The organism is Amycolatopsis keratiniphila (assembly GCF_000400635.2).
GTDB lineage: Bacteria > Actinomycetota > Actinomycetes > Mycobacteriales > Pseudonocardiaceae > Amycolatopsis > Amycolatopsis keratiniphila.
The window spans coordinates 493,474-505,160 of the sequence record NC_021252.1 but is presented as its reverse complement, the minus strand read 5'-3'; the positions used below and the strand labels follow the sequence as shown (position 1 = coordinate 505,160).

Genomic DNA, 11,687 nt, shown 5'->3' with positions numbered 1-11,687 from the left:
CGAGGCAGCCTAGTCCAGCCAAGCTGCGGCTTCGGCGGCCCAGTAGGTCAAAATCATGTCCGCGCCCGCGCGGCGGATCGAGGTCAGCACCTCGAGGATCGTGCGCTCGCGATCGAGCCAGCCGTTCGCCGCGGCGGCCTCGACCATCGCGTACTCGCCCGAGATGTTGTACGCCGCGACGGGAACCGGCGACGCCTCGGCGGCGGCCCTGATGACGTCCAGATAGGACAGGGCGGGCTTGACCATGACCATGTCGGCGCCCTCGGCGATGTCCAGCTCGATCTCGCGCAGCGCCTCGCGCACGTTGCCCGGATCCTGCTGGTAGGTCTTCCGGTCGCCCTTCAGCTGCGAGTCGACGGCCTCGCGGAAGGGACCGTAGAACGCGCTGGCGAACTTGGCCGAGTACGCGAGGATCCCGGCGTCGGTGTGCCCGGCACGGTCCAGCGCGCCGCGGATGACGCCGACCTGGCCGTCCATCATGCCGCTCGGGCCGAGCAGATGAGCGCCCGCTTCCACCTGCGCCAGGGCCATTTCCGCGTACACGCGCAGCGTCGCGTCGTTGTCGACAGCGCCGTCGGCGTCGAGGACGCCGCAGTGGCCGTGGTCGGTGAACTCGTCGAGGCACGTGTCCGCCATCAGGACCGTCGCGTCGCCGAGCTCGGACCTCAGGTCGCGCAGGGCGACGTTGAGGATGCCGTCCGGGTCGATCGCGCCGGAGCCCTCGGCGTCCCGCGTCTTCGGGATGCCGAACAGCATCAGCCCGCCGACACCGGCGTTGACCGCCTCGACGGCGGCCTTGCGCAGCGTGTCGCGGGTGTGCTGGACGACCCCGGGCATGCTGGAGATCGGGCGGGGCGCTTCGGCGCCCTCGGCCACGAACATCGGGAGGATCAGCTGACGTGGGCGCAGCGTCGTCTCACCGACCAGCCTGCGCATCGCCGGAGTGGTACGGAGCCTGCGGGGACGATGTTCGGGAAACACCCTCACGACGGTACTCCCGCCCGCTTGAGCGGCGGTGAACGGCCGAACCTTTCCTAAGGAACGGTAAAGAGTCACCTTTGTCCGATTCCGTCGAGATGTGACGTGGGTTACCTTCCACGGCATGTCGAGCTCAACGGTGACCGACCAACTGGAAGAACCGCCCGTCGGCTGGCGCGCACGGCTGCGCCAGGTCGGGCCAGGGATCATGGCCGCGGCGACCGGGGTCGGCGCGGGCGACCTCGTCGCGACGATGGTGGCCGGATCGCGTTTCGGGTACACGCTGCTGTGGGCGGTGCTCGTCGGCACGATCTTCAAACTCGCGCTGGCCGAAGCCGTCGGCCGCTGGCATCTGACCTCGGGCCGGACGATCCTGTCCGGCTGGCGGACGCTCGGGATCTGGGCGCTGATCTACTTCGGGATCTACGCGGTGATCTGGGGCTTCGTCTACGGCGCGACCGCGATGTCCGCGTCGGGCCTGCCGCTGAACGCGCTCTTCCCCGCGATTTCGGTGCGGTACTGGGCGATGATCTGCGGCCTGCTCGGCTTCGCGCTGGTGTGGTTCGGGCGCTACGCGATCATCGAGAAACTGATGACGGTGCTCGTCGGCGTCATGTTCGTGACCGTGGTCGGCACCGCGATCCTCGTCGTGCCGAACTTCGCCGAACTGTTCAAGGGCGCCGTCCCGACCCTGCCCGACGGCTCGCTCGTCTACGTCCTCGGCCTGGTCGGCGGCGTCGGCGGCACGATCACCATGGCGGCCTACGGCTACTGGACGCTCGCGAAGGGCTGGCGTTCGTCGAAGTGGCTCCCGATGATGCGCACCGACAACGCCGTCGGCTACGTGATGACCGGGATCTTCGTGATCGCGATGCTGATCGTCGGCGCGGAACTGTTGCTGGGCCAGAAGATCATCTCGGGCGACAAGGGCCTGCTGTTCCTCGGCGACACCCTCGCCGCGGATTACGGGCAGTGGGCGCGGATCCCGTTCCTCATCGGCTTCTTCGCCGTTTCGTTCACGTCGGTGATCGGTGTCTGGCACGGCGTGAGCCTGCTCTTCGCCGACTGGTGGCGCATCCTGCGGCTGCCCGCGAACACCACGGAAAGCGTTGAGGCGTATGAGAAGAAGGCCGGCGAACGCAGTGTCGCGTACCGCGGATACGTGCTGTGGCTGACCTTCCCGCCGATGGCACTGCTGTTCCTGGACCAGCCGTTCCAGCTCACCGTGATCTACGGCGTGCTGGGCGCGTTGTTCATGCCGTTCCTGGCGGCGACGTTGTTGGTGCTGCTGAACACGTCACGGGTGCCGCGGGAAGGGCGTTCGCGGTGGCTGTCGAACGGGCTGCTGGGCATCTGCCTGGCGATGTTCGCTTACCTGGCGTACACGGAGGTCGTGAAGTTCTTCTCGTGACGAGTACCTGAAGGGCGCGATGCTCAAGTACATGAAGGCCCCCTTCCTTGCGCCTGGCGCAAGGAAGGGGGCCTTCATGTACTTGGCAATCCTCGGCTGAGCCGAGCGATGGGGGCCTTCACGCGCCGCCGTTGTGACTTCTGTGGTTGCTGGTGCAGGTGACGAACCCCTGAGGGGTAGTGAAGGCCTCCTTGCCTACCTTCAGAGTAGGCAAGGAGGCCTTCACGGCACCCTCGGTTCAAACCCGAATCGCCACTCACGCGGACGTGGGCACCGCACTCGCTCACGCCACGCCCGTGCTCCGAAGGGCTTACAGCGGAATGGACTTGCTGGCGCAGCCTCCGGCCCCGCAGGCCGTCACGATCAGCTGGGTCGCACCGACCGGGAGCCTGAACATGGCACGCTTCACGCCGTCGTCGACGACGACCCGCGTCCGCACGCCCGGCGGGGACACGCTGAACTCGGCGGTGAGCGCCGAGACCGGCGAACTGTCGGACACCGTGGCCACCACCGTTCCCCGATCGACGGTGCCCCGGACGCTTTGGACCGCGCAACCGGCCGGAGTGCAGACCTCGAAGGAGGTGGCGGCCGCCGCCGTACCCGGAAAGCCGAGGGCCACCGCGCCCAGAGCGGCGACGAGAACGAGAGATTTCATGATCACTCCCCAGTGCTTGTCGGAACCACCGAGGCTATGGCCGGCCGCTACCCATCCGGCGAAGTTTCACTGAGGAACGAAAAAGCCCCCTTCCCACGCGAACCGTGGGAAGGGGGCTTTTCGCGGATCAGGAGCGGCGGGCCCGCTTCGCCTTGCGAGGCGGCGGAAGCGCACCTTCGGCACGGAGCCGGGCGGCGTGCTCGGCGAGCGCGTCGACCAGGTGCGGGACGTCGGCCTTCTCGGGCTGGACGTCGACCCGCAGCCCGAACTCCACGGCGGTCTCCGCGGTCTTCGGGCCGATGCACGCGACCAGCGTGCGGGTGTGCGGCTTGCCGGCGATGCCGACGAGGTTCCGCACGGTCGAGGACGAGGTGAAGCAGACCGCGTCGAAACCGCCGGTCTTGATCATCTCGCGGGTCTCGGCGGGCGGCGGCGCGGCCCGCACGGTGCGGTACGCGGTCACGTCGTCGATCTCCCAGCCGCGTTCGCGCAGGCCGGCCGAAAGGGTCTCGGTGGCGATGTCGGCCCGCGGCAGCAGCACGCGGTCGACCGGGTCGAGGACGTCGTCGTACGGCGGGAACTCGGCGAGGAGGCCCTCCGAGGACTGCTCACCCTCCGGGATCAGCTCGGGGATGATGCCGAACGAGCGCACCTTCGCGGCGGTCGATTCGCCGACGCAGGCGATCTTCACACCGGAGAAGGCGCGGGCGTCGAGGCCGAACTCCTCGAACTTCTCCCACACCGCGCGGACGGCGTTGGTCGAGGTGAAGACGATCCACTGGTAGCGGCCGTCGACGAGACCCTTGACCGAACGCTCCATCTGCGCGGGGCTGCGCGGCGGCTCGACCGAGATGGTCGGGACCTCGTGCGAGGTGGCGCCGTGGCCGCGAAGCCGTTCCGCCATCTCACCGGCCTGCTCCTTGGTGCGCGGCACCAGGACCTTCCAGCCGTACAGCGCGCGCGACTCCCACCACGACAGCTTCGAGCGCTGGCCGACGGCCTGGCCGATGGTCACGATGAGCGGGCCGACGAGCTCGCCCGCCTCGTTCGCGACGGTGGCCAGCGTGGTGTCCAGGGTGCGCTGGGTGTTGATGGTGCCGTTGGAGGTCACCGCGACCGGGGTGGTCGGCGCCAGCCCGTGCTCGGTCAGCGCGGACGCGGCCTCGGCCAGGTGCGCCGACGTCGCGTGCAACACGATCGGGCCCGGGGTGGCGGCCAGCGCGGCCCATTCGACGTCGCCGCGGACGTCGACCTCGGTGTGCGTGCCACCGAGCGCGACACCGGCGTACGCCGGGACGGCCGCGCCGGGCGAGACGCCCGGGATGATGTCGAACACGGCGCTGGTCCGGGAAACGGCCTGCACCTCGGCGACGACGGCGGGCTGGGTCAGCGGGTCACCGGCGATGAGCCGGAGCACCAGCCGTCCGGCCTTGGCCTCGTTCACCAGGTCCTTGGCGACCTCGGTGGCCTCGCCGACGGCGGGGCGCACTTCGGCGCCCTCGGCGGCGAAGGCCAGGACGCCCGAAGGGACGTCCGGGTCGGTCACCACGACCTCGGCCTTGGCGAGCAGCTCCTGAGCGCGGACGGTCAGCAGACCGGCGTCACCGGGGCCCGAGCCCACGAAGGCGACACGCCCGGTGGTCTTACGCGCGGGGGTCATCTGTGCGTTCTCCTCTTGAGCGGCCGCAGTCGAGCGCGGCCCTACCTTCAACGTTCTGACTCACTGGGCGGGGCCGGACAGCGCACCGGCCCCCAGGTCGAGCAGCTCGGCGGCCAGTGTCCGGCCGAGCTGATCGGCTTCGTGCTTGTCGGCGAGCGCGGAAGCGCGCACCATGTCGACCGCGTCCCCGTCCCCTTCGACGGCGGCGGTGCCCCGCAACGAGATCCGCTCGACGACCCGCCCTTCGGCGTCCAGGTCCTCGACGATCTCCGCCAGCGCTCCGACCGGTGCGCTGCACCCGGCTTCCAGCGCCGCGAGCAACGCGCGCTCGGCGGTCGCCACGGCACGGGTGCCTTCATCGTCCACTGTGGACCCGAGCAGGTGCTCGATGTCCACGTCACCGGTCCGGCACTCCACCGCCAGCGCACCCTGCGCGGGTGCGGGCAGCATCTGGATCGGGTCGAGGGTCTCGGTGATCTCCTCCGCCCGGCCGATCCTGGCCAGTCCGGCACGCGCCAGGATGACGGCGTCGAGCTCTCCGTCGCTCACCTTGCGCATGCGGGTGTCGATATTGCCTCGGATCGGCACGATTTCCAAACCGAGACCGAGCGCGCGCAGCTGCGCGGTCCGCCGCGGCGAGCCGGTGCCGACGGTCGAGCCGGGCGGGAGCTCGCCCAGCGTCAACCCGTCACGGGCGATCAGGGCGTCACGCGGGTCCTCGCGGCGCGGCACGGCGGCGAGCGTGATGCCCGGCTCCGGCTTCGTCGGAAGGTCCTTGTACGAGTGCACGATGACGTCGACTTCCTCGCGCAGCAAGGCTTCGCGCAGCGCGGAAGTGAAGACGCCGACACCGATCGTGGGAATCGGCGCGGACGACTTGTCACCGGGGGTCGTCACGGTGACGAGCTCGACCTCGGCCCCGGTGGCCCGCAGGGCGTCGGCGATGGTGCCGGTCTGCGCGAGGGCGAGTTTGCTGCCGCGCGTCCCGATGCGGATGACTCTGCTCACTGGATGATCACTCGTCCTTTTTCGCGGCGCAGCGCGCGACCGCGATCGCGCCGCCAGGGCGCCTCTGCTCTTGGAACTCGCTTGTCATTGCTCGGCGCCCTGCCGTCGCGATAGCGGGGCCTCCGGCCCAAGCGCGCGCGACGGCTCGATTCCCGAAGGCGGGATCGGGCCTCGCTCACCACTGTCACCCTTTGGTGCGGTGGGACTCGCCACGGCTGCGGGCGCCTGCGGGTCGAGGCAGAACAGCTCGCGCAGCGCGTTGGCGTAGTCGGTGTCGGCCGTCTCGGCGGCCAGCTGCTTGACCCGCACCGTCGGCGCGTGCAGCAGCTTGTCGACCACGCGGCGGACCGTGCGGCCGACCTCCTCGCGGACCCCGGCGTCGAGGTCCGGCAGGCGGTTGTCCAGCCGCAGCAGTTCGGCGTCGACCACCTCGGCCGCCCGGCGCCGCAGCGCCGTCACCGTCGGGGTGACCTCGGCGCTGCGCTGACCGGCGAGGTACTCGCGCACCTCGTCGAGCACGATGCCGTTGGCCTTCGCGGTCTGCCGCTCGGTGGTCGGGGTGCCCGCTTCCCGCATGCGGCGCTGGATGGTTTCGAGGTCGACCACGGTGACGTCGGCCAGCGTGGCGACGTCGTGGTCGACGTCACGCGGGAGGCCGAGGTCGCAGACGACCAGCGGGCGCCCGGCACGGGCCGGGACGTGTGCGGCGGTGAAGACCGCGGCCTGCGCGCCGGTGCAGCAGACGACGACGTCCGCCTCGGCGACCGCGTCCGCGATCCCGCTCATCTGGACGGCCTTCGCGGGCACTCCCTGCTCGACGCTCGCGGCGGCGAGGCGGGCGGCCCTTGCCTCGGTGCGGTTGGCGATGGTGATCTCGCCGATCCCGGACTTGCGCAGCTGGGACGCGGTCAGCGCGCCCATCGAACCGGCGCCGATGATCAGCGCGTGCTTGCCCGCGATGTCGCCGGCCGCGGCGAGGGCCTCGGAGACCACCGACGCGCCGAGCTGGTCGAGCCCGGTCTCGGTGTGGACGCGTTTGCCGACGCGCAGCGTGGTCTGGATCAGCTCGTGCAGCGTGCGGCCGACGGTGCCCGCCTCCCGCGCGGTGGCGTAGGAGGAGCGGATCTGGCCGAGGATCTGGGTCTCGCCGACGACCATCGAGTCCAGCCCCGAGGTGACCGAGAACAGGTGCTCGATCGCGGCGCCGGCGTAGTGCACGTACAGCGAGTCGTAGAGGTCCGCCGGCTGCATCCCCGCCTGGCGGGCGAGCACGTCGGAGACGTCGTTCAGGCCGCCGTGGAAGGTCTCGACGACGGCGTAGACCTCGATGCGGTTGCAGGTCGAGACGAGGATCGCCTCGCTGACGTGCTCGGCCTGCTGCAGCTCGTGGAGCACCTTGGTCACGTCGGTCGCGGGGACCGCGACGCGCTCCAGGGTGTTCAGCTCGGCGCTGCGGTGCGAGAGCCCGACCGCCAACACGCTCATTTCAGCGCACCACCATTCCGTTGCCGTGGCCGTTCACGCTGCCATTCTCGGCGCCCCCGGGGCCACCGTCTGCTCCGCCGTTGCCGTTAGCGGCCAGATCGGCGCGACGAGCGACGTGGAATGACAGGATCTGCAGCTCGACCGCGAGATCGACCTTGCGAACCTCGATATGTGCCGGAACCTGCAGCACCACCGGGGCGAAATTGAGGATGCACTGCACCCCACCTGCGACGAGCCGGTCGCAGACCGACTGCGCGGCGGTGGGCGGAGTGGCGATGACGCCGATCGAGATCTGCCGTTCGGCGCAGACTTTGGGGATCTCGTCGAGATGCGAGACCGGGAGGCCGCCGACCGGGACGCCGACCAGGTCCGGGTCGAGGTCGAACAGCGCCTCGACCGGGAAACCGCGGCCGGGGAACCCGCCGTAGTTGGCCAGCGCGTGCCCGAGGTTACCGATCCCGACCACGGCGACCTTGTGCTTGCGGGTCAGGCCGAGGATGCGCTCGATCTGGCTGACCAGCACCTGGACGTCGTAGCCGACGCCGCGGGTGCCGTACGAGCCGAGGTAGGACAGGTCCTTGCGCAGTTTCGCGGAGTTGACGCCCGCGGCCTGCGAGAGCTCCTCGCTGGAGATCGTCGTCGCGCCCTGCTCGGCCAGCCCGGAGAGGACACGGAGGTAGACGGCGAGGCGGGCAACGGCGGCTTCGGGGATCGACTTCGCGCGGACGGCTTCGGGTTCGGCGGTGGCCTCGACGGCCGGCATCTCCGCGGTGGGCGCGTTGTCGGCGTCCGGTGTCACCCGGGTGCGCCGGCCTCGTTGCGACACCACGCTTGTCCGCTCCCTCTGGTCCCTGCTGACGACATGAATCGCCCGAACCTGGAAAACGGCTCTTGACCCGCCGCGCTGAGTCCGGTTCGATGCCGGGCGCTTTCGGAGGCGACGTATCTACGGTAGCCACTTGTGAACGCAGGCACAAAGTCACTGGTAGGTGCTGTGGTCAGTCTCTCTAGCGCGCGTTGACCGTCACCTTGTGCCAGCCGGTGGCTCCATCCGGGACTGTTCCGGCGATCTCCTCGGTCTGCGTGTAGCCGGACTGATCCGTCGCCCGCACCGCGATCTCGTGCTGACCAGCGGCGACGTCGACCTCGGTCCACCACATCCGCCAGGTGTCCTTCGACGTCTCCGCCGACAGGACGGCCTCCTTCCACGGCCCCTGGTCGACCCGGACCTCGACCTTCGCGACGCCGGTGTGCTGCGCCCACGCGGTACCGGACACCACGACCTTGCCCGCGTTCACCGCCGAACCCGGCGCGTCGATGCGCGACTGCGTCTTCACCGGCGCTTCCCTGGCCCAGCCGCGGTCGAGCCAGTACGCCTTGCGCTCCGCCCAGGTGGTGATCTCCAGCTCGGTCACCCATTTCGTGGCGGACACATAGCCGTAGAGGCCGGGGATCACGATCCGCGCGGGGAAACCGTGCTCGATCGGGAGCGGTTCGCCGTCCATGCCGAGGGCGAGCATCGCGCCGCGTCGCGGATCCAGGGCGGCTTCGACCGGGGTTCCGCAGGTCCAGCCGTCGACGCTGGTCGCGAACATCTGCTCGGCGCCGGGTTTCACCCCCGCCTCGTTCAGCAGGTCGCGCAGGTCGATGCCGATCCAGCGCGCGTTGGAGATGTACGGGCCGCCGACCTCGTTGGAGACACAGCACAGGGTGACGTCGCGTTCGATCAGCGGTCGCGACCGCAGATCTTCATACCGATAGGTGACCTCGCGGTCGACCATCCCGCGGATCTGCAGGCTCCAGTCCTCGGTGCGGACCTGCGGGACCACCAGCGCCGTGTCGATCCGATAGAAATCCTTCGAAGGAGTGAGATACGGCGGAGTGCCGAGCTTCGCGAAATCCGCGTCGGGCGGGATCGGCGGCGCGGTCCTCGCCGCGACGAGCCTGCCGACGGCGGCCCGCGACTCCTCCGCGTTCTTCCTGGTCCCGACGATCTGGCCGGTCAGCGCGGCGACGCCGGCCCCCGCCGCGACGGACACGCCGGTGATCAGCACCTTCCGCCGGTCCGGGCCTTCGCCTTCACGCTCGTCGAAGAACACCTTCGGGCGGAAGAACGAATGCAGCCGCGTGAACACGATCAGCGCGACGACGGTGGCGATCGCCGGCGCCAGCAGCGCGATCTGCCCGAGGTCGGTGCGCACGAAGACGGCGGCGACACCGGCCGCACCGAGCACGCCGACGATCACTTGGCCCGGCAGCGGCGTCCGGCGCGAGAGCTGCCCGGCGAGCAACGCGAACAGCACCAGCACGACGGCAAGGCCGATCTTGAGGACGAGCTTGTCCCAGGTCTCCAGCGTCTGCTCGGCCCAGGCGACGACCGCGTGCGGGCTGTGGTCGATGACGAAGTTCGCGACGGCGACGAACGGCGAGGCCGTGTACCCGACGAACCCTGCGACGAGGTGCCCCACGCCGAGGGCCGCCACCAGGGACAGGAGCCCGGTCAGCGCGGCTTGCGGGAAGGTGAGCCTGCGTTCGTCGTCCACGACTCCATCTTCGGAGCGAATCGGCCTTCGGGGTGGCCGATCGCCCCTTACGAGTGTGTTACGCCAAGGCTTTCCGGAGCCTGTCCTCTTCGACGCGCCAGTAGCCGTGCTCGGCGTCGTCGATCAGGATCACCGGCACGCGGTCGCCGTATTCGGCCCGCCATTCAGGATCGCTGTCGACGTCCTGGGCCGACCAGGCGACGCCCAGCTCGCCGCAGATCCGCTCGATGTCCTGTTCCGCGACCTCGCACAGGTGGCAACCCGTGCGGGTCATGACGGTCACGTGGTGCGCCATGCGTCCCATCCTTACCTGAGGCGCATCCTGCGCAGTTTTCCAGTGGCCGAATGCGGCAGGGACTCCGCGAACTCGACGGTGTGCGGCACCTTGTACCCGGCCAGATGCTCGGCGCAGTGCTCGACGACCTGCTGTTCCGACAGCGAAGCGCCGGGCGCGGGGACGACGACGGCCTTCACCGCCTCACCGGTCCGCTCGTCGACGACGCCGACGACACCGGCCTCGACGACCTCGTCGAGCATCGAGATCACGTTCTCGACCTCGTGCGGGAAGACGTTGAAGCCGTTGACGATGATCAGGTCGTTGGCCCGGTCCACCAGGTGCAGGTCGCCGTCGGTGTCGAGGTAGCCGACGTCGCCGGTGCGGAACCAGCCGTCCTCGTCGGGGCCGTGCGAGCCGTCGGGCCAGTAGCCGGAGAACAGGTTCGCGCCGCGGATCGACACCAGGCCGGTGCCGCCGTCCTCGTCGAAGGCGTCGCCGAGGTCGTCCGGGTCCAGCGGGACCGGCTCCGCGTCGCCGTCGCTGTCGACCAGCCGGAGCTCGACGCCGGGCAGCGGCCGCCCGACCGAGCCGGGCTTCGGATAGCCGGTGACCAGGGTGGTGGTGACCACGGGCGCGCATTCGGTGAGGCCGTAGCCCTCGTAGACGTCGAGTCCGGTGGCGCCGCGGAGGGCGGTGAGGATCTTGGGGTGCAGCGGCGCCGCGCCCGAGGTCATCCGCCGGACGGTGGACAGGCCCTGCCCGAGTTCCTCGGGGTCCATCGCGGCGAATTCGGCGTACATCGCGGGTACGCCGGCGATCGACGTCACCCGGTACTCGGCGCAGTCGGAGAGGGTGCGCTCGGCGAGGAACCGTTCGGACAGGATCGCCGTCGCGCCGACCGCCGTGGTCTGCAGCAGGCCGGGGCCGAGGCCGTAGACGTGGAACAGCGGGATGGTGATGAGCACGCGGTCGCCGTGGACGAGCGGCGCCGGGACGATCCGGCTCAGCTGGTCGAGGTTCGCCAGCAGCGCCCGGTGCGACAGCATCACGCCGCGCGGCGGGCCGGTCGTGCCGGAGGTGTACGAGATGACCGCTATGTCCTCACCGGCGCCGGACGCGTCGACCGGTTCGGCTGCTCCATCCGAGGTAACGGCCGGTGAGAGGCTTGTCACCCCCTCGGGGAGTTCCTCGGTGGGTTCGCGTTCGAGGACGAGCCGTGCGCCACTGTGCTCCAGCAGCCCGGTCAGCTCCGCGGCCGGCCCCTGCGGCGAGACCGGGACGACCACCGCGCCCGCCCGGAGCGCCCCGAACAGCGAGACGGCGAACGCGGCCGACGTCGGCAGCCGCAACGCCACCCGGTCACCGCGCTCGATTCCCGCGTCGAGCAGGGCGCGGGCCAGCGTGTGGGCGGCGTTGTCGAGTTCCGACCAGGTCAGCGCGACCCCTCCGCCGGTCTCCTGGACGGCCACCTTGCCCGGCCATTGACGAGCGGCCTCGGCGAGCAAAGTGGGCACACTTGCATCGGCAACCTGCTCCGCGCTCAACTGCGAACCTCTTCCCTCGGTGAACGGCGTTGCCAGTTTGTCATCCCGGCCACCGTCATGGGGGTCACTCGCTTTCGTCGCAGTTCCGTAACCCCGGCACCGCTACCTACTTCGCGGTAACTACAC

10 protein-coding genes are annotated in these 11,687 nt (G+C 70.0%); 1 reads left to right on the top strand and 9 read right to left on the bottom strand.

What is annotated here, in order from left to right; genetic code table 11:
* Nucleotides 1-9: 9 nt before the first annotated feature.
* Nucleotides 10-981, bottom strand: coding sequence for a porphobilinogen synthase (gene hemB, locus AORI_RS43425; protein WP_081809763.1), 972 nt, complete (start codon nucleotides 979-981; stop codon nucleotides 10-12).
* Nucleotides 982-1,102: 121 nt separating this feature from the next.
* On the opposite strand from hemB, the gene AORI_RS43420 reads away from it, so the two are divergent.
* Nucleotides 1,103-2,389 (top strand): Nramp family divalent metal transporter, encoded by a 1,287-nt coding sequence (locus AORI_RS43420; RefSeq protein WP_043847868.1) that lies wholly within the window; start codon nucleotides 1,103-1,105, stop codon nucleotides 2,387-2,389.
* 310 nt (nucleotides 2,390-2,699) lie between these two features.
* Here the strand turns inward: AORI_RS43420 and AORI_RS43415 are convergent, their stop codons facing one another.
* The 8 genes from AORI_RS43415 to AORI_RS43380 all read right to left on the bottom strand — a co-directional run bounded on the left by AORI_RS43415 (nucleotide 2,700) and on the right by AORI_RS43380 (nucleotide 11,531).
* Nucleotides 2,700-3,044 (bottom strand): hypothetical protein, encoded by a 345-nt coding sequence (locus tag AORI_RS43415; RefSeq protein WP_228688288.1) that lies wholly within the window; start codon nucleotides 3,042-3,044, stop codon nucleotides 2,700-2,702.
* Between the two features lie 127 nt (nucleotides 3,045-3,171).
* A complete protein-coding gene (locus AORI_RS43410; RefSeq protein ID WP_005151748.1) occupies nucleotides 3,172-4,704 on the bottom strand; it encodes a bifunctional uroporphyrinogen-III C-methyltransferase/uroporphyrinogen-III synthase in 1,533 nt (510 codons plus the stop codon).
* A 60-nt stretch (nucleotides 4,705-4,764) separates the two neighbouring features.
* Nucleotides 4,765-5,712, bottom strand: coding sequence for a hydroxymethylbilane synthase (gene hemC, locus AORI_RS43405; protein WP_016330928.1), 948 nt, complete (start codon nucleotides 5,710-5,712; stop codon nucleotides 4,765-4,767).
* An 84-nt stretch (nucleotides 5,713-5,796) separates the two neighbouring features.
* The gene (locus AORI_RS43400) at nucleotides 5,797-7,197 is read right to left on the bottom strand and encodes a glutamyl-tRNA reductase (RefSeq protein WP_016330927.1); all 1,401 of its coding nucleotides are present in this window, start codon (nucleotides 7,195-7,197) and stop codon (nucleotides 5,797-5,799) included.
* A gap of 1 nt (nucleotide 7,198) precedes the next feature.
* Nucleotides 7,199-8,026: a redox-sensing transcriptional repressor Rex gene (locus tag AORI_RS43395; RefSeq protein WP_420806973.1), complete on the bottom strand. Its 828-nt coding sequence runs from the start codon at nucleotides 8,024-8,026 to the stop codon at nucleotides 7,199-7,201.
* A gap of 178 nt (nucleotides 8,027-8,204) precedes the next feature.
* Complete coding sequence (locus tag AORI_RS43390) at nucleotides 8,205-9,740, bottom strand: molybdopterin-dependent oxidoreductase (RefSeq protein WP_016330925.1); 1,536 nt, start codon at nucleotides 9,738-9,740, stop codon at nucleotides 8,205-8,207.
* 58 nt (nucleotides 9,741-9,798) lie between these two features.
* Nucleotides 9,799-10,035: a glutaredoxin family protein gene (locus AORI_RS43385; RefSeq protein ID WP_005151738.1), complete on the bottom strand. Its 237-nt coding sequence runs from the start codon at nucleotides 10,033-10,035 to the stop codon at nucleotides 9,799-9,801.
* An 11-nt stretch (nucleotides 10,036-10,046) separates the two neighbouring features.
* Entirely contained in the window at nucleotides 10,047-11,531 is a 1,485-nt protein-coding gene (locus tag AORI_RS43380) for an AMP-binding protein (RefSeq protein WP_016330924.1), read from the bottom strand.
* Between the last annotated feature and the right edge of the window lie 156 nt (nucleotides 11,532-11,687).

Excerpts from the sequence above, each read along its gene's own strand:
- AORI_RS43420 (WP_043847868.1), top strand. The coding sequence starts at position 1,103 with ATGTCGAGCTCAACGGTGACCGACCAACTGGAAGAACCGCCCGTCGGC.
- AORI_RS43415 (WP_228688288.1), bottom strand. The coding sequence starts at position 3,044 with ATGAAATCTCTCGTTCTCGTCGCCGCTCTGGGCGCGGTGGCCCTCGGC.
- AORI_RS43410 (WP_005151748.1), bottom strand. The coding sequence starts at position 4,704 with ATGACCCCCGCGCGTAAGACCACCGGGCGTGTCGCCTTCGTGGGCTCG.
- AORI_RS43400 (WP_016330927.1), bottom strand. The coding sequence starts at position 7,197 with ATGAGCGTGTTGGCGGTCGGGCTCTCGCACCGCAGCGCCGAGCTGAAC.
- AORI_RS43385 (WP_005151738.1), bottom strand. The coding sequence starts at position 10,035 with ATGGCGCACCACGTGACCGTCATGACCCGCACGGGTTGCCACCTGTGC.